The 24,834-nt window shown below is 50.8% G+C and carries 9 protein-coding genes; 8 read left to right on the top strand and 1 reads right to left on the bottom strand.

The genetic code is table 11. The features are described 5' to 3' along the window. Positions 1-87 precede the first annotated feature (87 nt). Positions 88-4,791 (bottom strand): rhamnan synthesis F family protein, encoded by a 4,704-nt coding sequence (locus tag R2083_RS01480; protein ID WP_317537275.1) that lies wholly within the window; start codon positions 4,789-4,791, stop codon positions 88-90. Between the two features lie 516 nt (positions 4,792-5,307). Between R2083_RS01480 and R2083_RS01485 the strand changes: the two genes are divergently transcribed. The 8 genes from R2083_RS01485 (at position 5,308) to R2083_RS01520 (ending at position 24,808) form a co-directional block, all read left to right on the top strand. Continuing rightward, entirely contained in the window at positions 5,308-7,005 is a 1,698-nt protein-coding gene (locus R2083_RS01485) for a hypothetical protein (protein ID WP_317529784.1), read from the top strand. 208 nt (positions 7,006-7,213) lie between these two features. Beyond that, entirely contained in the window at positions 7,214-8,824 is a 1,611-nt protein-coding gene (locus R2083_RS01490; RefSeq protein WP_317537276.1) for a ShlB/FhaC/HecB family hemolysin secretion/activation protein, read from the top strand. A gap of 34 nt (positions 8,825-8,858) precedes the next feature. Then, entirely contained in the window at positions 8,859-19,241 is a 10,383-nt protein-coding gene (locus tag R2083_RS01495; RefSeq protein ID WP_317537277.1) for a filamentous haemagglutinin family protein, read from the top strand. 39 nt (positions 19,242-19,280) lie between these two features. After that, positions 19,281-21,110 carry a DUF2341 domain-containing protein gene (locus R2083_RS01500; RefSeq protein ID WP_317529787.1) on the top strand — a complete coding sequence of 610 codons (1,830 nt, stop codon included), beginning with the start codon at positions 19,281-19,283 and terminating at the stop codon, positions 21,108-21,110. Continuing rightward, positions 21,107-21,511: an ExbD/TolR family protein gene (locus R2083_RS01505; protein WP_132427258.1), complete on the top strand. Its 405-nt coding sequence runs from the start codon at positions 21,107-21,109 to the stop codon at positions 21,509-21,511. Before R2083_RS01500 ends, R2083_RS01505 begins: the two co-directional genes overlap by 4 nt. A 12-nt stretch (positions 21,512-21,523) precedes the next feature. Then, positions 21,524-22,198 carry an energy transducer TonB gene (locus R2083_RS01510; protein ID WP_132427260.1) on the top strand — a complete coding sequence of 225 codons (675 nt, stop codon included), beginning with the start codon at positions 21,524-21,526 and terminating at the stop codon, positions 22,196-22,198. 67 nt (positions 22,199-22,265) lie between these two features. Continuing rightward, entirely contained in the window at positions 22,266-24,137 is a 1,872-nt protein-coding gene (locus R2083_RS01515; RefSeq protein WP_317537278.1) for a putative porin, read from the top strand. Between the two features lie 17 nt (positions 24,138-24,154). Next, complete coding sequence (locus R2083_RS01520; RefSeq protein ID WP_317537279.1) at positions 24,155-24,808, top strand: hypothetical protein; 654 nt, start codon at positions 24,155-24,157, stop codon at positions 24,806-24,808. The last annotated feature ends 26 nt before the right edge of the window (positions 24,809-24,834 follow it).

Consider the following 24,834-nt stretch of genomic DNA (forward strand, 5'->3'; position numbering starts at 1 on the left):
GAAAACCAATTGAAATACAAAGGTTTCTTATTGATATTTGGTGGAACGACAATTGGACGGCATTTTATAGCACGCGATGATCGTTTGTTAACGCACCAGACCGTGGCCATAATAATAATCATCCAATACTAATGTGCGCAGCAAATCAGTTTCTGATCCGGAGGGGTTTTTAATAAACTGCAAGAAAAGATCTTCTGCAACTTCTCCGGGGACTTCAAAATCAGTTAATAAGTTATCTCTGAGATGGATGGATTGGTTAACAAAATCCAGAATACCTCGGCGGATTTCCGCGCGTGTTGCCGCAGTTTGGCGTTCTTCATGTGATTGCTCGCGGAATTCGGGTGTTATATCGGTTGAATTGGTTTTTCTGTAGCACACTACTTGCGCGTCATCGGCGCTTAGAAATTTTTCAATTGTAAAACTTTTTCTATATATGATTGGTTCAGTAGCAGTCGGTTTAGCATAATGATAATAGTAACCCTGTGCAATGACTTGATGTTTCAAAGCAACCTGTTCTGCCGAGTCAAGTGTCATCAAATAATAGCCATGTATTTTTTGTCCCAGAAGCTGATTGAGGCGTTTTTGTGTTGTCGCCGCATAACCAATATCGACAATGGCGGCAGCCGAGTCTTTGTGTAATCCAAGATGATGCAAATAGGCCATTAATCCGGGGCGTTCTTGTTCAGCTTGATTCAGGATTCGCGCTTCGAGTGCTTGCAACAGCGGTTTCAGATGATCGATATTTTCTTCTTCAACCGCAACCATTTTTTTCATTGGCCATATTTTGCGGTGCGCCAATTCCTGACACTCTTCGTCTGACAGGCTTAATCCATACCGCTCAAAAATAAAATCCGGCATTGGGTTGGGCGCATAGTGAGTACACGCGATTTTGAAAATATCATCCAGATTCGAAATCATCGGCACCGTGATTGCGCGGCGTGAGAGCACTAGATATTCAGATGCAACAGCATCCGCTTTGCCGGATACCCACAAATCGTAAACTATTTTGAGTATTTGACCTTCTCGTGCGAGAAAATATAACCGTTTCATGCTATCGGTTGCCGCATTTTTAACTAACCATTGCACGAAAGAGAGTACCAGGGGACCCGCGATGGTGAATCCAATCGCCCAAGGTGAAGCGGGAACAAAGTCGGCCGGATCGAAGCGGGGATAGAACACGGGGTGGAAGTTGCCTTGTGTGATGACTCCGAGTGTAAGCTGCTTATTCAGATCATTTCGGGCATCCCGATAGAGAGCTCGTTCGATAACCGGTTCAAAACGCGGAGTTGCCCGCGCAAGTTCGACGGGGCGCATAATATGCATGGTTCTGAATCCCATATCGACCGGTATTTGCACATCAGAATGTTCGTTATCACCGATGACCAGGATTTCATGGGGCAATACATTTTCATCGGCCAGGAGTTGGCGGTAAAAATGACCGGTATCTTTTCTCAATCGATTGTCGGAAGATAGGTGAAACTTATGCCATCCCTCGATTCCACAGCGCGTCAGCATGGTTTCAATGACGGACCGGGGTAGATACATGTCGCTGGCAAGAACGACGCGTTTGCCGAGATTGATAGCGAGTTTAAATAAGGCAATTGTTTCCGGGCGGGGTGACACGATTGCCAGTTCGATGGTTTTCTCAAGTTCGCAGATTTCTTCAACGGCATCTGCTGAAAGGCCGGACAAGGCCGCGAATTGTTTGAAAATGGCATCCAAACCAACATCGTGTCCTGCGATCCGGCGCGCCTCGTTTTCTGCCGCAGCGCGGAATTCAAGATAAAGCTGACCTGCTTGGCCACCGGTACGCCGGGCGACGATTCGCTTGATACTTTCAGGATCCAGCAGCGGGCGCGTGATCAATGTATCGAATATATCGAATACTACCAGGTGTATGGCGGGGTTTCTGAGTTGAGCGTGGATGTCTTCCGGTTTGTGTAACAGGTACTGGTCAATACGCCAGCGAGACCAGTGATTGGATGGCTTATCCCAGAGAATAACCGCATTTTGGCCGGATTTCCGCGCAACCAAGACAAATAATCGTTCAATGCAATGTGCCAGTGTCGCATCGGTTTGTCCGGTTTCTTCGGGAAAATCTTCGATTCTAAGATGAGCGTCGAATAAAGGTTGTAATGCTTTGGATTGCGCCCAGAACATCGATCCGGCCGGGAAGTCAAAATAGCCGATTGGAAAATCGGCGATGCCCAGTTTTTTACACAGAATATATCCATTGGCTTTATTGGAGAGCCAAGTATTGGCCCAATAAGGCAGAACGGTTGAATTATGCGGATAAATAAAGCCAATATTTTTGTCACCGCTTAATAATGAAAAGATTTTCTGGATTTGTAATGGACTGCTCAATAAATGGGTCAACAAGTATTCGCGCCAGCCGTCGGCCGCGCCATTGGTATATAGCGATTTTTTGCTATGAATATGCGCTATATAATCATATTCTTGTAATGCTGTGCCAAAAGTACAAAACATGGGGGCAATATCGCGTCCGCGGTTGGGCACGATAGTGACGATTAGTTGCCCTAGATGCGGCAAACGAGAAAAAGCATGCTGGCATCTTTGGCGTGCTGCCTCATCGGGCGTTGAAACAAACAAGTCATACGGAAAAGGCATGTTACCCAGATAGCTTGCAAATTCTGCTGCCAGATCCGCGTAAAAAATATGCGCGTGGATCGCAATGCGTCCGGCTGGCGGTGTTGCTAGCGGTGCAATCGTGGAAAGATCGACCATGCCTGCCAGAGAGCCATAGGAATCCACAGTCCCTGGAGTCGAATGACCGGCCTTGCTGGCACGCCATGTCTCATAATGCCCCATCCCGGAAAATAGCGGACCGGCGACGCGATAGGCGATATTCAATGCATTTTTGCGCCATCGCACCGGAAATTGCCAGTAGATAGCTTTGAGTAACGGGAAAATTCTGCGCCGCACCCCATCCCAAGCGGCGTAATGCTGTCCGCGGATTATCCGAACAAGGAACCGTAAAGGAGCCGTGATTTTCCATGAAGTTGAGTGAAATATGTCATGAATTGTTTTTTGCAGATCACTGATTATTGTTTGCAGGGATTGCTCACGCTGAGTACTTGCAATTGTGTTTTGATTCAGTTGACTGTGTAGCGAAGCAAGCAAGTGTTCATTACTAGCTAATTGGCTGCGAAGACTGGATATCAAGTGTTCACTTTCCGTTAACTGATTGCGAAGGCCGGATATCAAATGCTCGCTATCAGCTAACTGGTTGCGAAGATTGAATCCCAAATGTTCACTATGCGCTAATTGGCTGCGAAAACTGGATATCAAATCTTCACGGTATTCAATTAAATCCTCCAATTGCTTACCGGTTAGCAGCATTTTCCATTTATCGTAAACTTTGCTTCTCGATTCCTTTAGAAAAGTTTCATCTTGCTGGAGCCCTAAGCCGGAGTGTCCATAATTGTGATAAATGGCGGTAATGTTGTCGATATGCAATATTTCGCTGTGCTGTGCGACTTGAATCCAGAAATCCCAATCTTCAAATACCTGCAGGTTTTCATCAAAACCGCAATGATCTTGCGTGACTAAAGACTGTTCAAACAGCATGGCATGAATCGGGATAAAATTTCTGCCCCAAAGCCGGCGTTGATCGTAAGGTTCGTTAAATGCAGTGACTTCCTGAAGTTGCCAATCCACATAGTGTTCAACGCGTACGCCAGAGTATACGCATCGAACGCCGGGATGATTTTGTAGCGCAGTAACTAGGTTTGTAATGTGTTCCGGATAAAATAAATCATCGTCATCAAGGAAAATCAGATAGTTTCCTTTCACCGAATGCAGCCCGATGTTGGCTGCCCGGCTTCGATCCAATGGTTCGCCATTCTCAATGGTTCTGAGTGGAAAGCGCCCGCACCATTCACCTAGTTTTCGATGGTCTTCCCCCTTTGCGTCCACCACCACCACTTCGATATGCTGATAAGTCTGCAAAGCTACGGAATCCAATGCATCGGGTAGCGTGGGCCGATCCATGCTGCGGATAATGACGCTGACCAGTGGCAGATCGCTGCTATCCAGCGGAAGTCCCAGTAGTTTTTGGCGGGTGTGCTCGGATTGATAGAGTTTGAGTGGATCGTTTGCTAACTCTTCCGAGGAAAGGAGTGTATAGGCTTCTGCCGCGATGACATCGGCCGGCAGTGTATAGGTGCGGTAGTGATTCAGTGATGCAATATGCTGATCGTAGCGCTGCTTTGTATTTTGTGAAATAAAACAGGCCATCGCGGCTGCCTTACGTGCAACCAAATCGCTGATATCGAGTAACTGATTGGGGGGCAATGGAATGCCCACTTCGTACAATGCAATGTTGACCATAGCACCGATGCGTCTGACAGCCTCAACAGCTGCCATACTCAACGCGCGATGGTCCGGATGCATTTCAAAAACCGATGGAACATACACCAGATCAGCGCCGGTTTCGCGGATGGCGGTCAAAATTTCCTGAATCAGTTTCTCGCCATAGCAGACTTGCCGATCCTGGTGTTGCCAGAAAACCGGTGTGCCATAGCCAAGTATCTCAGCTGCGGCCACGCTCTCCTGTTGACGCTGCAGAATGTATTCAGCTTTTGTTTCTTCGCTTGCGCCATAAGCGCCATCGGATACTACGATAACGTGAACAGGAATGCCTTGTTCAACGTGGCGCATAATGGCTCCGCCACAACCGAATACTTCATCGTCGGGATGGGGAGCAAATACAAGTGCGCAATTACCAGGGATTGTTCTAACAGCTTGGTAGGGAATGAGTGTGTTTTCCAATATTTCTCGCTAAAAGTTCTTACTTTAGATTATCGATCCGGCTCTCAAGTGGTGCGGATATTCATGTCTTGAAAGTCTATGGTGGCAATGTTCGCATTTATTGTTTTAACTTGCAATTCTCCATGACGGCCGTGCGGATTGCGCTTTGACATCGATACAGCGCGCCATTTCCGGTCTTCTGTTTTTATTCTCGCAATGCTGTCAGGCAACGTGCAACCAATGCGGTGACTGGCGTCGGTAGTGCTTCTTAGAGGTAATTTCTTGCATTTAATTTTGGTAAGGAAGCCTTTCTTATATTCTAAAAGAATATAAGAATATATTTATATATTATTTCTCTTATATAGAAACTCAATCTTATAATGCGCGCAAGTGATCGGATTGGATTGGTCACGAGAGTCAAGTATCACTATGAATATGGTATTTGCAATGCACCATTAATGCTCTGCGGGGCTGGTTGTATAGCCACTGAGCATCAAGCCCTTATTCTCATCTTATTGTTACAGTAAGGATTACACCATGAAAATAAACAAACTAAAAAGTCTTGCGGCAGCACTGTCTCTGCTAGCTGGCTCGAATATGGCGCATGCGTTGACGCCATGGAATGACGGTCCGCCTGACATCGTGATTTATACATCCGGCGGCGCGGCGCAAGATAGAGCGATTGATTTGGCGGTCGTGAGTTCCCTGGTTGAGCCGGGAACCGATGACTGGTTTAGTGATAAAACTTCAACCGGTTCTATCGGTGGCCGTTGGCGCGCTTATTACTTCATTGGCAAATCAACGTTAGGTGAAGGTCTGGCGGGACGGAAAATTCTGTTTGAGAAACGGTCTTACGGTGCGGCCGGTTACGGGGTTATCCCACTGGTCGCCAATGATGGCCGGGGTATTCCTCTCGAACATTTGAATATCCAGGGCTTGCCGCAAACTGCCTGGACAGCGGACGGAGCCAAACGTTGGGTTGCAACCATCACCGGCGCCAATGCCAGCACCTACCTAGCTAAGGTACCTTCGGATGCTGGTTTTCTTGGCGTCGATCCCGACATTCTGTTGAAACCGGGCACCGAGAACTATCCCGAACAAGTTAAAGAGCTGATTTCCGGTCAGTTTGAGTCCGGTTGGCCAACCAATATCGATCGTTTCCCGGATACCTTTGCAGCACTATCGACCGGCGGTCTGGTGTACGGCATCAGTGTCACCGAAGATCTATACCGTGTGTTACAGGCTGCGCAAATCCGATCCGGAGAATTGCCGAGCGACACAGTCATCGGCCGTTATGACGATAAAAGCCTGCCATCGCTGAACCGTACTTTCCTGGCTTCGTTATTTGCAGGAAAAATATCGGCGTGGGATCACGTGAAGATTGTGGATAAGCTCAATGGTAATCAAGTCAGAAGTTTAACCGATTCAGAGATTCTTTCCGATGCGGGTGTCGATGCGCCAACCAAAGAGTCGGTAACGGGCGGTCAATTAACCCCGGTCGCCATCAGCCGCCGTAACAGAGGTGCGGCAATCGGGGCCGTAGGTCATGCCAAGTTGCTCAATTATCCGTTTGCCAAGGGATCGAATCCACCCGCAACGGTCACCCCCGATGGGGAATTTGAAGAAGAATCGACGTTACCTATTGTCAAGGCTCCGGGTGGTGCAAGACCGACCGACGATTTGCTGAAAGATTGGCAAAATGGCACAAACAGCACTGGATGGAATAATGTCTCGGATGGCGCCGGTTTTGCCAAACGCTGGGGAATAGCATTCCAGTCCGGTGACCGCAACGCAGGGGCAACGGTTGAAGGTACCGGTGGTCAAGGCTGGCGCTATATCAAAATCGATGGCTATGCACCGACCATCGCTAACGTAGCTGCCGGCACCTATCCCTATTGGGCGGAAGGCGTGGTCCTGGGGAAAATCGAGAAACCATGGGATCCTGATTGGGCGATTAAAGCGCGTGCACTGATCGCTTTCGCACAAGATTTGGGTAGCCCGACTGTGGCTGCTGCAGCAAATGCGAATTCCAATCTGACCTTCGGCCGCTCCGGAATTTTCGCTACCACGAAAGATCCTCGCGGTTTCAGAGGAGCAGTTCCTTTCAACGAAAACAACCCTGTTGTTCCTTATACACATTTGAGTGTGGGAGGCGCGCCTAAAGCGTTCCCCTATCCAAGTCTGGAGGTTGCACCGGTTGCGGATCCCAGTGTGACGGAGTTCGAGTTGAAATAAATTCCAGAACATTTGATAAGTTGACTCGCTGTGCCTCTTTTGGGGCATGGCGAGTTCATTTGAAGAATCTGGTTATTTTCTTTTACTAATCAATCAATAAAGAAGGGCGGATGAGGATTGTGCATTGAGCACAGGCACTTTCTTTGCCTAAATAATGCTTAGTTATTTTGTTAAGTTTTTTCATTACTTTTAATTAATTACTGATTACATGTTCCAAATGATACTGCCTCTGTTCATTTCACTGCTTGCGTCTTGTCTATCCATGCCTGCGTGGGGAGATCAAAAATCATCGGAACAGGTGCATGCCGGGCAATCGCAGCCAAAATTCGATTTGCTGGTGCTGCAAGTAGATGGAAATACCATCCTGGAACAACAATTAATTGAAAAAACGGTATATCCATTTCTGGGTTACGACAAATCCATCGACGATGTTGAAAGCGCCCGCCAAGCCCTGGAAGCGGTTTATAAAGAGCAAGGTTATCCTACCGTGCTGGTGGAAATCCCCGAACAGGATGTGGTGGAAGGGCAGGTTCGTTTGCAAGTCATGGAAGGTACCATCGAACGTCTGAAGATTACCGGGTCGCGCTATTTTTCTCTGGGGAAAATCCGTGAACAAGTACCCGCATTGGCTGCGGGACAAGTGCCGCATATGCCGGACGTTCAAGAACAGGTGGCCGCATTGGGCAAACAATCGGGTGATCGCCAAGTCACGCCGATATTCCGCGCTGGTTCCACACCCGGTAAAACCGAAGTCGAACTGCGGGTTGCCGATACGTTTCCATTGCACGGCAGTTTGGAAATCCACGGCAATAATCCGGAAGGGACAACGCGTCCGCGCCTTGTAGGCACATTACGTTACGACAACTTATGGCAGCGTTTCCATAGCGCGTCTTTTCAATATCAAGTAACACCGGAAAATCCCAGCGAGATTCAGGTGTGGTCAGGCACTTATGTCATGCCGACCGGTTTTTCCGATACCCGTCTGGCGATGTATGGTATCGGCATTGACTCGAATACCAAATTGGGAACACCCATCGGCGGATTGACGGTTGTCGGCGCCGGTACCATCTATGGCGCGCGTTTGACCAAACCTTTGGCTACCCGGGAAACCTACAACCATAATCTGGTTCTCGGTTTTGACTACAAAAATTTTAACCAAGCCATTACCGTTCAGGGACAGGACGAGAATTCCACGCCCATTTCTTACACGGCATTTCAGCTGGGCTACGACGGAAATTGGCGTTACAACAAGGCTGTGACATCTATTAATGCTGCCGCCAATTTTGCGGTACGCGGCTTGGGAAATGAAACGCAGGAGTTTGAAGACCGGCGCTTTAAGGCGCAAGCCAATTATGCTTATCTGACTTTAGGGGCCAGGCATTTGCAAGAACTGCCGGGCGACTTCAGAGTGGCCGTGCGGACAAGAGGTCAAATCACGAATACACCGCTCATCAGTAATGAGCAATTTTCTGTCGGCGGTCATCAAAGCGTGCGCGGTTACCACATGACGCAGCAATTGGGCGATCACGGCGTTAATTTTTCGGTTGAGTTGCAGAGCCCGATGCTTCAACCGACTAGCTGGGAAATCATCCGCAGTTTCCGTCCGCACATATTTTTCGATTACGCGGCTTTATGGATTAAAGAGCCGCTCCCCCGTAATCCCGATTTCTACAAACTGGCAGGTGCTGGTGCAGGTTTCAGAATGCAATTGCACAAATTCTTAAGCGGTGAGTTTGACTGGGCTTACCCGCTGTACCGGCAAGGAAAGGTCGATGTGGGCGATCAGCGCTTTGACTTCCGGCTGAATTACGAATTTTAGATTTTGCTTCGCGCCTATCAAATAGAGGTTGAGTATGAATAAGAACAAACAATCAACATACGCGAATGATAGTTTCCAGCTGAAACCATTGTTTCTGGCGATACGCACACTTTTGGCCGGTAGCATCACCCTGATGAGCAACAGTTATGATGTCCGCGCCGAATTGCCGGTGCCGGTTGATCCTGCCGCGCTCGCATCGCATGGGCAAGCTGCCGCCAGTATTTCCGGTGACAGTATGATTATTAAACAGATCTCGGATCGGGCGACGCTGGAGTGGCAGAGCTTCAATATCGGTGAACATAATAGTGTCAAATTCGATCAGCCTTCCGCAACGGCCATTTCATTAAACAATATTCACCAGGCTGATCCTAGCCGTATTCTCGGCTCCTTGACGGCCAATGGCCAAGTCTATCTGGTCAATCAAAACGGCTTTCTTTTCGGTAAGGACTCGCAAGTCAATGTGAATGCTTTGGTAGCCACGACCTTGGGTATCAGCGAAGAGACGTTCCAGCGCGGTATTACCAAGGTTTTCGATATCAATAATGCCGCAGCCTTGCAAGGCAATAGTGAGATTTATCTGAAGAACGAGCAGGGTCAGTTCATCCTGGATCCGAATGGCGAAAAAATAAAGATTCAGATTTTTGTCGAAGCCGGCGCGCAGATTAAAACCAGCGGCGACAATGGCCGTGTGATACTGGCGGCGCCTGTGGTTACCAATGCAGGCACGATTCAAACACCAGGCGGCCAGACCATTCTTGCTGGGGCGCAAGATAAAGTGTATTTGCAAGAGGCTGGTACCAAATCCGATATTCGCGGGCTTTTGGTCGAAGTCGGAACCGGCGGTGAAGTCAATAATATCGGCAAGATTCTGGCGGAACGCGGCAATGCGAGTCTAATCGGCTTTGCCGTGAATCAGGAAGGCATTGCGTCGGCGACTACTTCGGTGCAATTGGACGGATCGGTCCGGCTGCTGGCGCGTGAAGGTATTCAAGATCCGAGCGGCACGGGCGGAAAATTAACGGGCAGCGTCACGACACGCAGAACCGAAAAGGATGATGGTTTAGGCAAAAGCGCCACCGTGACGCTGGCCGAAGGCAGCCGCACCAGCGTTGATCTGGATGCCGATAAAACGGCGAAGGCCATCGATGCGCAGCCGCAGGAATCCTCCAAAATTGAAATCAGCGCACACGAAGTTCATTTGAAAGAACGCTCCGTGCTCGAAGCAAAATCGGGGATTATCGATGTCAAGGCACTGGATAATCTGGCCGATGCGTCCATTAAAGGAAGCGCCCGCATCTATCTTGAAACCGGCAGCACAATCGATGCATCCGGAGTCAAGAACGTCGTGTTGCCGATGGAACGTAATGTTGTGCAAGTCGAGTTGCGCAAGAACGAATTGCGCGATGCGCCTTTTCAACGTAATGGCGTTTTATTTGCCGAGAAAGTATCGGTTGATTTGCGCGATGCGACGCTGGTCTATGACCCGAATACCGGTTTACTGACCAGCGCTACCATCCCGATCGCGGATATCAAGGGCGCGGTTGATCGCATTGAGCGGAATATTGATGAGCGCAGCACAGCGGGCGGTTCCATCAATTTGACTTCCAGCGGCGATGTGATTACGCAAGCGGGCAGCAAGATAGATTTCTCCGGTGGTACGGTTGCCTATCGCGATGGCTATATCGAAACCACTAAAGTGGTTTCCGGCGGCTTTGTTTCCGATATTGCGCACGCCGATCCCAACCGTCCTTATGACGCCATACTGAATCATTTCACAAAAGTTCATCCGAAATGGGGCATCACCGAAAGCTGGGCGATTTCCGGCATGGCGCTCAAGCACTTTGAACGCGGTTATATCGAAGGTAAAGCGGGCGGCAATCTGACGATTAATGCCTATGAGGCGATGCTGAATGGTGTTCTGGACGGCACGACTGTTGATGGTTCCTTGCAGAGACAACAAGCTCAGCGCGCCGATGGCAGCAATTTCTCGATCGATTTAAGCCGGAACAACCTGTTCGGTAAACAAAATGTAGTGTTCAGCCAGAACATGGATCCGCCGGTACCGGCACTGAAACCGAATGCGCCAATACCGCGAGAGGCTAATAAAAAAGAACCCATCGCACTGAATATCGATGCGGAAAATCTCAAAAAATCCGGCGTACGGAACGTCAGTGTCACGACCAACGGTTCGGTTACCATCGGCCCGGATGTGCAACTTGAATTGCCCATAGGCGGCAAGTTGACGGTAGCGGCGAGCGGTAGCGACATTCAAGGATCGCTGACAGCACCGTCTGGCGATATCACTTTCAAGCCGGTGGTCGTCAATAGCGATCAGTTGCTGCCGAACCCGATAACCTTGGGCGCGCATTCACAAATCGATGTCAGCGGGCGCTGGGTGAATGATCTGCAGAACATCCGTTCGGGCCTGCCATTGGATCCGGTATCGGTTGACGGCGGTTCGGTCACGCTGATCAGCGAACAGGGGGATTTGCGGTTAAATGATGGCAGTCTGATCAACGCCAATGGCGGCGCTTGGTTGCAAATCATCGGTGGCACCCGGGGGGGGCGCGGCGGATCGGTTCATCTTGAAGCGGCTACTGTCGAGCCGGGCGGTAAATCATCCAGCTTGATACTCGATGGCGAGTTATCGGCTTTCGCGCTCAATCAAGGCGGTCAGCTGCATCTGGCTTCCAATGAAGTGGTTATTGGCAGCGCTGCGGATGTGCCCGCGCGTTCCGCTTCGACTGTCCAGCCTTTGCTGCTGGCGCCGGATTTTTTCCAGAAGGGCGGTTTCTCCGATTTTAGTTTGAGTGCGAATCTCTATGGACTGAAAGTGGCCGATAATGTCAACGTCCGTCCTATTCAGCAGAATTTTTATTTGTCGACCAATGCCGCCACCCAGCCCACCGGCGCTGATTTGACGGCATTCAGTTCGATCGTGACATTACCGGAAGCAATCCGCCAGCCCGCCAATCTGCATCTTTCAGTTGCACCGTCGATCGCGCAGAATCGCCAGGAGCAATTGACAATCGGCGCAGGCGCATCGATTAAAACCGATATTGGCGGCCGGGTTGAGATGAATTCGGCAACTTCTATCCTGATCGAAGGCGGTATCGATGCACCCGCCGGGACAATCAGCGCAACCATCGATCCGCCAGCGCGTGGCGATACCGGTTTTTATAACGCGCAAGGCATCTGGCTGGGTGCAAACAGCAGCCTGAATGCACGGGGTGTTTTCAAAGAACAGTTGAATCCTTATGGCTTGCACATGGGCGATGTTTTGCCGGGCGGGCATATCGATCTCATCGCCAATAGAGGTTACATCGTCAGCTATGCCGGTTCTTTAATCGATGTGAGCGGTACGCGCGAACGCGTTGATTTTCGTGAGCCGGATCAAAGCGGCAATGCATTTGTGCCGGTCTCACGCGATATCCCTTCGTTTGGCGGTCAAGTCACTTTGAAAGCGGGTGAAGGGATGTTAATCGACGGTACCTTCAAAGCGGATGGCGGCACGGCTTCCGGCGGCGGCACACTGTCCGCCGAAATCAACAAAGGGCTGCGCGATAAACCGGAATTCCCCGTGGGCGGCGGCTTTTTCCCGGACGATGTGGCCGCGCTTACCAATAGACCGCGCAGCATCGTTATTTCAGCCGCATCAGATCCCGTGATACCGGGCGATTTATCGCTGGGCGGTAATATCAATACGGAACGTTACAATGGCTTGGCTTTTTTCAATAATGATCAATTAAGCCACTCCGGATTCAACGCATTACAGCTTAAAACCGATGTGCTTGGCGGCGATGGCCAGTACCGCGGAAGCATTCGTTTCAATGGCGATATGCAGCTGGCAGCGCATAAGGAAATCATTCTGGATACACCCAGTATCGAGACTTCCAGCAACCAGGTCAGTTTGAACACAACCTATGCCGCGCTGGGATCCACGCAAAGCCGTATCGATACGCAATTATCGCAAGGCTTATTCGATACCCGGCTGGCGCCAAATGCAGCGGGCGGCACAGGGCGGTTTTCGGTGGCGGCGAAAGGAATTGATTTGGTTGGCGGCCTGAGTTTTAACGGTTTTGGCCAGGCTGAATTATTCAGCGAAGGCGATGTGCGCGCCGTGGGCATTCAGATAAGACCGGACACGAAAAACTTTCTCGGCACATTCAAATTTGCGGGTGATTTGGCGATAACCGCCTCGCAGTTGTATACCGCGACATTGACCGATTATACGTTTGCGCTCGGCGGTACTGGGCAGGAAACGCTGACTATTCTGCAAGGCTCCGGTGCACAAACACCGGTGCTCTCCGCAGGTGGCAGTCTGACGATTAACGCGCCGAACATTAAGCAACATGGCACCATCGAGGTTCCATTCGGCAGCATTAATCTGAATGCCGGTAATCATTTGGTATTGGCGCACGGTAGTTATACTTCGGTATCGGGCAACAGCTTAACCGTACCGTTTGGCCGCGGTGCGGCGGGTATTAATTGGTTGTACCCGATGACAGCCGATGGCGCAATTAACCGGCTGATTTCGTCGCCGCCGGAAAAACGGCTGGCGCTGACGGGTACCAACGTTGAATTGCAAGAAGGCGCCAAGCTTGATCTGTCGGGCGGTGGCGATTTGTATGCCTACGAATTCATTCCGGGTCCGGGCGGGTCACGCGATATTCTGGATCCGCGCGCTGCCGGTTATGTTCCTAAATTCGCGGTAATGCCGGGTTTCAATCCGGCCCTGACGCCGATTGATCCGCTGGAATTTTCATCAGCGAATTTGCATGCCGGCGATAGCGTTTATCTGAGCGCCGGTTCCGCCTTGAAAGAGGGCTGGTATACCTTACTGCCTGCACACTACGCCTTGTTACCCGGCGCGTATCTGATCACACCAAGACCGGATATTCCGGATATTACACCGAGTCAGCGCTTTACTGATTTTACCGGCGCAACGATTGTTTCCGGGCACTACGGCACGGCGGCCGCCGATATTCAAAATCCCCGCACGCAAGGTTTCTCGGTGGCGCCGGGAACACAGGCGAGACTCTTCTCCGAATATACCAATTATTCCGCCAATCAGTTTTTTGCCAAAGCGGCAGAGCAAAAGGGCATCGCCCGTCCACAGTTGCCCGAGGATGCGGGCAGTCTGGCAATCACCACGCGTGAGCATCTGACGCTGGCAGCGGATCTGGCGGCGGTTCCCGCCAAAAACGGCAGGGGCGGGCAAGTGGATATCAGTGCCGACCGCTTAGCCATTGTAGGCCGCCAGGAAGATTTGCTGGCGCCGGTTCCCGGTACAGTCAAATTACTGGCTGACGATCTGAACCGCTTAAATGCTCCCAGCTTGCTGCTCGGCGGGGTGCGTGGAAAAGATACGAGGGGTCAACGGGTAACGGTAACCGCACAAAACCTGAATATCGATGGAAATAGTCATTTGCAGGGCCAGGAAATCATTTTGGCGGCACGTGATGAAGTGAGAGTTTCTTCCGGTGCGCTGATCGAAAGCAAAAAAGATGGCAGTGGCACGGCGGCGGATTTGTTTATCGAAAACAGCGGCGCAACCAATAGCGATGGCGCATTGTTGCGGGTTTCTTCCTTCAATCAAGTGGGACTGAACCGTGACCGCAGTGTTACTGGCAGTACCGGTGTTTTGACCATTGAAGAAGGCGCGCGGCTGAAAGCGGACGCTTCCATGGCGCTCGATTCCACCAGAAATACGGTATTTGACGGTCTTATCGATATGAATGGCGGTTCGCTGGCATTGAAATCCAGCCGCATCAGCGCGGGCGCCGCGCCGCTTGGCACGGAAGGGCTGGTGCTGAAGAATATTCCCTTGAATCTCACTGAGCTGAAGTTAATCAGTACATCCGATTTCGATTTGTACGGCGATGTCGTTTTGCAATCGAAGCAGCTTGAAATCAACGCAGCGCGAATCAATGGCTTCAATAATGCGGGTCTCGGTGCGCAGATCAATGCGGATAGCGTTACTTTCAGAAATCCGGGCTTCAATTCCGCCCGGACCGGCACGGGTACAGGCGCGTTAACGCTGAATGCGAAAAATATCCTGCTGGCGGAAGGCGACTATGCCATTTCCGGTTTCGGTAACACCACCTTCAATGTGTCCAATGCGATTACCGGATTGGGGTTAATGCAGGATGCGCAAACCGGCAATAGCACTTTGGCCAAGCCAGGTTCATTAAGCGTAGCCGGAGACCTGAATTTGAATGCCGCTTATTTTGCCGGTAATTCCGGTTCCACTACGCGCATTGATGCCAGCGGTCATCAAATCAACTTTAACCGGCTGGGCAGCACTGTGCCGGGAAGATCCGCAGGGCTGGGATCGGCATGGTCGGTAACAGCCAATGCAATTGCCGGTAATGGTTTCTTTGATCTGCCGGGAGGTATTCTTGAGTTACATGCGTTAGCCGGTGATATTAATCTGAATAGCGGTGCACAGATCGATGTTTCAGGCCGTGCCGTGCCATTCGCAGAACTGACTCGATATGCGCCAGCGGGGCGCGTTGTATTGTCGGCCGATGCTGGGAATATTAATTTTGAAAGCGACGCGAACATCCGGCTTGCCGGTGCGGCGGGCAGCGAAGCCAGTCAGATTGAGCATGCCAGCAAGGCTGGCACGCTGCACGTTCAAGTTCCCAAAGGTCAGTTCAATTGGCACGGTGATATTGACGCATCGGCTTCTGCAAACACCCAAGGCGGAAGCATCCGCTTGGACGCGGATAATTTTGGCGCGGATGGTTTGTCCGCGTTGAACGCCAAATTAGCGGAGGCGGGATTTAATCAGGAATTAAGCCTGCGCCAGCGTCATGGCGATATCGCAATCGCTGCGGCCGATACGATCAAAGCCGATCAATTCAATCTGACTGCCGATCAAGGGAAAGTCACTATCGCAGGCCGGATCGATGCAGGGGGCGATGCTGCCGGTTCCGTCAATATCTACGGCGCTAATGGTATCGCGCTGGGTTCCACCGGCGCAATTGCGGCTAAATCTACTGCGAATGGCGCAAAAGGCGGCAGCGTGACCTTGGATACCGTGCACCGGCAGGACGCCGGTAGCGGCTTGCTGGATTTATCCGCTTCCGGCGCATCGATCGATGTTTCCGGCGGCAGTGGCGGCGCTGGCGGGGATGTCCATTTACGCACCGGCAGGGATTCGAATCATGCCGTTAACGTTACAGCGATCAATACGCGCATTACCGGCGCTGATCCGAATCATGCGGTGCTCGAAGCGGCCCGGGTTTATTCCGGTCAATCGGTCATTACGAGCGATGCCATCCAAGCGTGGAAAGCCGACACCGCTGCATTCATGGCGAACAGGCCGTTGCTGGCGAATCTTTCCGGAACGGCACTGCAATTTTTGCCGGGCATAGAAATACAAAGCAAAGGTGATTTGACGCTGCAAGATCGCTGGGATTTCATGGAAGGCGCATGGAATGAAAAAACGCTGAGCTGGGATTCCAACTGGCGCTACTCGGCTTCGGACGGACAAAAAACATTGCCGGGCTTTCTCACTCTGAGAGCCAATAACAATCTCAATATCAATGCCTCATTAACCGACGCCTTTGCGAGAACCCCCATCGTTGGCCAGAAACCGGAAAACCGTTTCCCTGACATGATACAGCCGGGTTTATCCTGGAGTTATGGTTTATATGCAGGCGGCGATATCAATCTGGCAGCAACCGATAATCGATCAAGCCCGGCCCAGGTGGTGGTCCGGACGGGTACCGGCAGTATTGATGTGGAAGCCGGAGATGATGTGCGCTACCTGAGTAATCCCGGCGATGCAAAAGCCGCGGCCGCGATTTATACCATGGGCACACCCGCACAGTACACGCGCGGTCAGTTATTGGCGGGCAGTATTCCCGGCGCGCCTGCGCGTTTTTCCGGCGAATCTGACACCAATTATTTGAACCGTCTCGATCCGGCGTGGTTAAACAGTGTGTTGCGGTATGGTTTTGCCAATGAGGTTTTGCTGGGCACGCAGTTTGTTGCGGCGGATTATCCGACGCAAGGCGGCGACATCTCGATCCATGCCGGGGGAGACATACAAGGCATTGCAACCGGCCAAAAAATCAGTGACTGGCTGGTGCGCAGCGGCGTTTGGGACGTGAATCACCGGCCCACAGCTTGGGGTATCAATATCAGTGGCGATACTTTCAGTAGCCGCGGTGTTAGAACGTTTAATCAGAATGTCGGTGCGTTGGGCGGCGGTGAGGTTACGATTGAAGCCGGCGGGGATATCCGCAATTTATCCGCAATGCTGCCCACCACGGGTAAACCGCTCGGGACGATTAGTGCCATTTCCGGCTTTGCCACCACCTGGAGTGCTAACGGTACCCAGATTAATGGCGGTGGCGCATTGTCGGTTACGGCTGGTAATAACATCGCCGGTGGCGAATATTATGTCGGCGAGGGACAGGCCAATATAACCGCAGGCGGCAGTTACTCCGCATCGGCGGAAGCAGGAAACGCGCTGCATCTAGGTGATGCGCAGGTCAATGTCAGTGCGCGCAATGACCTGGTTCTGGCATCCGTGGGCAATTCCACGATACGCGGTCAGGATTCTTTACCGGTTGGTTCCGGCGGTACCGATTCGCGCTTTTTTACTTACAGTGATCGCAGTGCCATTTCACTTGCAACAACCGGCGGCAGCGTGGTCCTGAATAACAGCCCCGAATCGGGGTTCGGTTTCAGCGTGTACCCGGGCACTTTGAAAACGGTTGCGTACTCCGGCGACATCCGTGTCAATAATTCGATGACCTTGTTTCCGTCATCCCAAGGTCAATTTGAGCTGCTGGCGCAGAGAAATATATCCGCAGATAGAAGCGCCGCACAGTTCTTTAATATCGGCATGTCCAATACGGATATTTCATTGTTGCCAGGTATCGCTTCACCCGCGCAGCAAGTCGAAGGCAATTTGGTCAGCGGTATTATCCGCGCGCGCGAACGTCTGAATCTGACCACGCCTGATCCGCTCCTTATCAATGCGCCGGTCCCGGTACATTTGGGCAACGTCAGCAAACCTGCGGTCATTGCGCATTTGGGTGACATCGCATTCGCCACTGATAAGGAAGCGACCTTTTATTTGCCTAAGGCTGCCGAATTTGTTGCAGGCCGGGACATCAAGAATCTGACCCTGAAAGGCCAGAATCTGGCGGCTGACGATATTACTCGCGTACAAGCGGGACGAAATATCCTGTACGACACGATCATCAATAACGATGGAAATATTCTTTCCAATATCAGAAAGCTGGAGCTTGGCGGGCCGGGTCAATTGCAAGTGCTGGCTGGGGAAAGCATCAATCTCGGCAGCTCCAACGGCATTCAAACCATCGGCAATTTATTCAACCGCACGTTGAGCGACGAAGGTGGAGCGGCGATTACGATTCTGACCGGTTTGGCCGGGAAAATGGATTTGGCCGGTTTTATCAAGCGTTATGAGAATACCGACAAATATCGAAAAATCCTGCAAGGGCTTGCCGATTTGCCGGAAGCTGAACAGCGCCAGCATCTGGGTACGTTGTTGAATGTTTTTTACAATGAAATCAAAGAATCCGCATCGGCTGCGGCGGCTGCGCCCGAATCAAAACGCAAGGATCTTTACGAACGCGGCTTCGAAGCGATCAAAACGCTTTTTCCGGATGAATCCTATAGCGGAAATCTCGGTTTGGTATTCAGTCAGATTAAAACGTTGGACGGTGGCGACATCAATCTGGCGGTTCCCGGGGGTAATGTCGATGTCGGCCTGGCCGGACAATTGGCGGGGATTCGTAAAACCCCGGAACAACTGGGTCTGGTCGTACAGCAGAAGGGTAATCTCAGTGCTGTAGTCAATGACAATTTCAATGTCAATCAATCGCGCGTCTTTACTTTACTCGGTGGCAACATTCTCGTGTGGTCGTCCGAAGGCAGCATCGATGCCGGTAAAGGCGCTAAGTCAGCGATCTCCGCACCGCCGCCAGTCAGCGTGGTGGATGAGCGCGGCAATATCGTCACCATTTTCCCGCCGATCGTGTCCGGCAGCGGCATACAAGCGGTCGGGAAGGGAAATGTGGTATTGGCCGCGCCGGTGGGGGTGGTGGATGCCGGTGAAGCGGGTATCAGCGGCAGTCAAATTGTGATTGCGGCAACGGCGGTGATTGGCGCTTCCAATATTCAAGCTTCGGGCGGCACGGTGGGTGTGCCCACCAGTGTTGTCGCGCCGACCGGCGTGGCCGGTGCGGATGGCGCTGCTGCCAGCGCGGCGCAATCGGCATCGCAATCCGCGTCGCGTGGAGGTTCAGGGCGCGATCAGGATGACAAGAATAAACAGAAGGGAGTCAGCATGTTGAGCACTGATGTGGTGAGTTATGGCGATTGCAGTGTGAAAGACATCAAGGAAGGAAAGAAAGGTTGCGGTGATTAAACGCACGGTATTTATTTTTGATATGGGAATCGTTGGTTAATGAAGAAATTTTTGTTTATGCATCGTTTTATATTGCTGTTGATACTGACATTAGTATCTGTGGAGGGCCGTGCCTGGTGGAACGATGCATGGCCTTCACGCAAACAATTGACGGTTGATGCCAGCATCACCGGGGCTGATATACAAGGTACCGTGCAGGATTTTCCGGTATTGGTGCGTTTGCACAGCGGCAATTTTGGTTTTTTTCTCGATCTGGCGGAAAACGGTAAAGATCTGCGCTTTATGCAGCAGGATAAAACCGCGCTTAAGCATGATGTGGAGAAGATCGATTCACTGGTAGAGCTTGGATTGGTCTGGGTCAAATTACCCGTGGTTCGTGGCGGTATCAGTAGTGGTAGTGACAATTTCACGATGTATTACGGCAATGCCAATGCGGCAAACGGTTCCGATCCCCAAGGCATTTACGATGTCAATCAAGTGCTGACCTACCATTTCAAGGAGGGCGAAGCGCTGCCTCAAGATGCGACGGCCTATTTACTGCACGCAAACGATTCCAAAGCCATTATCGATCCGAATGGATATATCGCCGCTGCTGCGCGCTTTGAGGGGCAAGGCGGAATTAAAACAGGGGCGCAACCGGCGCTGGAGATCGATCCGGAAAATGGCTGGACATTCAGCACCTGGATTAGAACCGAGCAGGAGCAGAATGCCACGATTCTGCAGGCCAAGGATGCCACTGCGCAGCTTGAAATCAAGTTACAGGGCGCATTTGTACAAGCCAGTTATCAAAACGGCAGCGGTAGTGCGAACCAAACCGGTGCAATCAGCTTGACTCCGGGACAGTGGCAGCATCTGGCGCTGGTGGTTGAGAAAAACAATTTGCTGCTTTATCTCGATGGCGTACAGGTGGCTAACGCGCCGATTGCATTGAAACCATTTTCACCGGCGCTTTTAATCGGCTCATCCGAAGCAGGAGCGCATCTGACCGGTTGGCTGGATGAAGTGCAAATCGCCAAGATTGCGCGCAGTCCGGATTGGATTAAATTGCAATTCCGTAGCCAAAGCCCCGATTTTACCGTGATCAATTTCGGTTCCGACGAATCGGCGGAAGGCGGCGCCAGTGTCAATTATGGCCGGATTATTCTGGAGAACCTGACGGTCGACGGTTGGGTCGTGATTGCTTTGTGCGGCGTGATGCTGGTTATCGGTCTGATGGTCATGATTAGCAAGGGTGTCACTCTGAAGCAGGCGAGAAAGGAGAATGCTGCGTTTTTACATCAATACCGCAATATTAATGTATCCAACTTGGACTCATTGGATCACGACGAAAAAGACGAGGATCAACCGGCTGAAGATTCCGATTTTCTGGCGATGTTTGGCAAGCACGACCACTTCCAGGGTTCTCCGATCTATCGTGTTTATCATGTCGGCGTACAAGAATTACGTAAGCGGATCAATGGCAATCAGACAACACTGAGTTCCGAAGCATTGAACGTGATTCGTGCCCGGTTGGATGCCGCGGTTGTCCGGGAGCATCAGAAGCTCAACAAAAATATGGTGTTGCTGACAATCTCGATTTCCGGCGGCCCATTCCTCGGGCTGCTGGGTACGGTCATGGGCGTGATGATTACCTTTGCAGTGATCGCCGCAACCGGCGACGTTAATATCAATTCAATCGCCCCCGGTATTTCCGCGGCATTGGCCGCTACCGTTGCCGGTCTTGCCGTCGCCATTCCGACCTTGTTTGCCTACAACTATTTGCTGGTGCAAATCAAAGATATCACGGCTGATATGCATGTATTCACCGATGAGTTTCTGGCCGTGGTTTCCGAACGTATCGCCGAAAGACAAAAAAGGAGCGAGTCATGAAAGTTGGAGAGGACGACAAAATTTATGACGATATAAACATTACTCCGATGCTGGACGTGGCTTATGTATTGGTGATTGTTTTCATCATCATGACGACCGCGTCAGTGGAAGGGATTGCGGTCAACTTGCCGAAGGCCAGCAGCACACCGTCATTAAGCAAACCCAAAACCAAGGCCATTTCGATTACTCAGGACGGCACCATTTATTTGGATACTTATCCGGTATCGATTGCCGACCTGGAAACCCGGCTGGGGCAATACAAAGCAGCCAATCCGGATTTGCCGGTGATACTCAAGGCGGATGCTACGATTCAATACGAGAAGGTCATTGAAGTGCTCGATGTGGTGTCGCGGCTTGAGATTAGCCAGCTGGGCTTGGTTACACAGAAACTGGTGAAGTAGGGTTCGTCCGAAGTGAAAAAAAACGAGCACTGGCTACGCCGTCTGCCCATCATTATCGGAGTGTCACTGGCGCTCAGTATTGTGGCGGTCATTTATTACATTCAAAGCCAGTTCGATAAACCGGTACAAACTAAAAAGCCAGTCCAGCAGATTACGGTTATCCAGCCGCCTCCGCCTCCGCCACCTCCTCCACCCGAGGAAAAGATTCCGGAACCGGAGCCGCAGCCCATTGAGGAGCCCGAACCTGAAAGTGAGCCGGAACCGTCGCCGGACGATACGGATGCGGACGCACCCGCCGGTGATGAGTTAGGACTCGATGCGGAAGGCGCTGCCGGAAGCGATAGTTTCGGTTTGCTCGGTAAAAAAGGCGGGCGCGGTTTGCTGGGCGGGGGCGGTGGAAATGCCATTTTGTGGTATGGCAACCAGGTCAAGCAAAGTTTAGAAGAAGAATTACAAACGCTGCTGGCTGACAGTGGCGCCCGAAAAGAAAGATATAGCGTGTTGCTGAATATCTGGATCAATCCCGATGGGCGTATTGGCCGCGCGGAACTGATCGGCTCCAGTGGTAAGAAAGATGTCGACCAGAGCATCCAGGCGGCACTGCCCAAGCTGCGCATCGCGATCGGTAAAGCGCCGCCGCAAAATATGCCGCAACCGCTAAAAATAAAATTGATATCAAGGATTTAACGTGACGAAGCAAATGATGACTGTATTTACCGCTAGCCTGAGACCTATTATTTTCAGGAGAAATGTAATGATTTCGAGAATGATCATCGCCGTTTTACTGGCCAGCATGATACCGGTGCCGGTCATGGCCGATGAAAAGAGCGAATTGCTCAAGCTCAAGGAAAAAATCGCTAACGAACGCGAGGAGCTTCTGGAACTCAAGAATACCACTACCAATTTGATCGAATTATTTGTTGAGCAAGGGTTGTTGGACAAAGAGAAAGCCAAGGTGCTGGTGAATGCGGCGAAAAAGAAAGCAGCGCAAGAAGCTAAAGATCAAATAGCGAAAGAACGCGCCGAAGAAAAACAGGTGGCGGAGCCGAAAGTTGTGAAAAGCACGGTGCCGGATAAACCGGCTGGCGAGAAAGAAAAGGTAAAAGGAAAAGGGCCGGTTTTCGTCGGCTATGTGCCGGAATTCGTCAAGGATGAGATACGCCAGCAGGTCCGCGCGGATCTTAAAGATGAAGTTGTTCAAGAAGTGAAGGCCAATGCGAAGAAAGAGGCATGGGGTGTTCCCGCTGCTTTGCCGGAATGGCTTAACAGAACAAGGTTAACCTTTGATATGCGCTTACGGGGTTCAAATGATTTTTTTGGAAATGGTAATGCCCCATTTCTCGATTATTTAGCGATTAATCGGGATGGCGGTCATATTCCGGCTTTTCAAAGAAACGAAGAATTTCAAAATACGGAGTTTGATCGTTTGCGTTTCAGCCAGCGTTTTCGTGCCGGTATTGAGATGGATATTACCGATAGCCTCAAAGCGGGCGTCCGCTTGGCGACCAGCAATATGCGCAACCCGGTGTCCAACGATCAAAGCTTAGGGGTTACCGGACAGAGTTATGAATTGGCAATCGATCGAGGTTTCTTGCAATACGATTATCGCGACGAAAAGGGTAGAGACCGGTTCAGTGTGTACGGCGGTCGTTTTCGCAATCCATTCTTCTCTACCGACGTCGTCTACGATTCCGATTTGAGTTTCGAGGGATTCGCGGCTACTTTCCGGCAACGCTTTAACGAAGATGCCCCCAATGTTAAAAACTATAAACCGCCCGCATTGGTCGATCTCGGCGGCCGTTTCGGTATTAATATGGGGCCGCAAACACCGAATACAATGTTTGCTACGGTCGGCGTTTTTCCGATTCAGGAAGTCAATCTGTCGGAAAGGGATAAATGGCTGTTCGGTGGTCAGGCCGGTGTGGATTGGTTAGTTCATGACCAATCCCGCTTCAAAGCGGCGGTTAGTTTCTATCATTTTCATAATACACGTGCTCGCGCCAATGCCCCTAATAGCTTTGCCAACGATTGGACAGCGCCGCAATTTGTGCAATGGGGCAATACCATGGTGCCGATTAACGTGAATGAGGGTAACGAGCTTGACGGCACACCGATCAATAGCCGATGCAACAGCACGCAAAGCTTTGTAGGTCAAGGTTGCTTGTATGGTTTGGCATCCGATTTCAATATCTTTAACTTTACTGCGTTGTATGACTACGCCGGATTTGCGCCAATCAATGTCATGTTTACTTTTGATTTTACAAAGAACTTTGGCTATAACGCGAACCGGATACAGCGTGAATTCGCTGGCCGTTTGCTCGATAATCGAGACAAGACCACCGCGTACCAATTCCGTATGGATGTGGGCGATCGTGATGCGCTGAAGTTTAAGAACTGGAATGCATTTATTGCTTACCGGTATATCGAACGTGATGCAGTGCTGGATGCCTTTACGGATTCGGTATTTCATCTGGGCGGCACCAATGCGCAAGGCTGGTGGATCGGGGGTAATTATGGCATTGCCAATAACACTTGGGTTAACCTCCGCTGGATGAGCGCTTCCGCTATTCATGGACCGACACTCAACGTAGATTCGCTGTTGCTGGATCTGAATGTGCGTTTTTAGATGAGAGGTTTGGATCAATGAGAATAAAAGGAACGGCTGTTTTAACATCTTGGCTGCTATGTGTGTTGGCATTGAACGCGCCAGCCATTCATGCACAAGCGACTAAGCAGAGTAATGCCGGAGATCAGGCGTTAAGAAAAGCGCAAGGCATGCTGCGGCAATTGGGTCAGGAGAAAGCGGCGTTGGAAGCGGAGAAATCCGAACTATTGCAGCAGGTTAAAAGTCTGGAAGCGGAAGTCAAACGATTGCAGCCGTTGCAACAAGAGATTGATCGTTATCGCGCCAACACGGAAAATCTTCAGGGTATTAAAGGTAAGCTGGAGTCGGATTTGGAAAAAGCGCAGAAACGAGCGCAAACACAGTTAAAGAAACAACAGAAAATTATTGACCAGGCCCGTCAAATTCAAAACGATAATCAGCTATTGGCAGCTGCAGTGCAGGAGCGTGAGCAATGGATCAGTGTATGTACTGCGAATAATACCAATCTGGTTGAAATTAATCAGGAATTGTTGAATAAGTATCAGAAGAAAGGTTTCTTTCAAAAGCTGGGCGAGCTGGAGTTGCTGACGGGTATTTCCAATGTAACGACAGAAAATTTAGTCGAGAGTTACCAGTATCGATTGGAAGATTTGACTGTCACCCGGATTCAAAAGGCTGTTGAGAGTAATTGACTGAATTTTTTGCTGCGGTTTGAAAC

This window comes from Nitrosomonas sp. Is35 (assembly GCF_033063295.1).
In the GTDB taxonomy this organism is placed as follows: domain Bacteria; phylum Pseudomonadota; class Gammaproteobacteria; order Burkholderiales; family Nitrosomonadaceae; genus Nitrosomonas.

Excerpts from the sequence above, each read along its gene's own strand:
- R2083_RS01485 (WP_317529784.1), top strand. The coding sequence starts at position 5,308 with ATGAAAATAAACAAACTAAAAAGTCTTGCGGCAGCACTGTCTCTGCTA.
- R2083_RS01490 (WP_317537276.1), top strand. The coding sequence starts at position 7,214 with ATGTTCCAAATGATACTGCCTCTGTTCATTTCACTGCTTGCGTCTTGT.
- R2083_RS01495 (WP_317537277.1), top strand. The coding sequence starts at position 8,859 with ATGAATAAGAACAAACAATCAACATACGCGAATGATAGTTTCCAGCTG.
- R2083_RS01500 (WP_317529787.1), top strand. The coding sequence starts at position 19,281 with ATGAAGAAATTTTTGTTTATGCATCGTTTTATATTGCTGTTGATACTG.
- R2083_RS01505 (WP_132427258.1), top strand. The coding sequence starts at position 21,107 with ATGAAAGTTGGAGAGGACGACAAAATTTATGACGATATAAACATTACT.
- R2083_RS01515 (WP_317537278.1), top strand. The coding sequence starts at position 22,266 with ATGATTTCGAGAATGATCATCGCCGTTTTACTGGCCAGCATGATACCG.
- R2083_RS01520 (WP_317537279.1), top strand. The coding sequence starts at position 24,155 with ATGAGAATAAAAGGAACGGCTGTTTTAACATCTTGGCTGCTATGTGTG.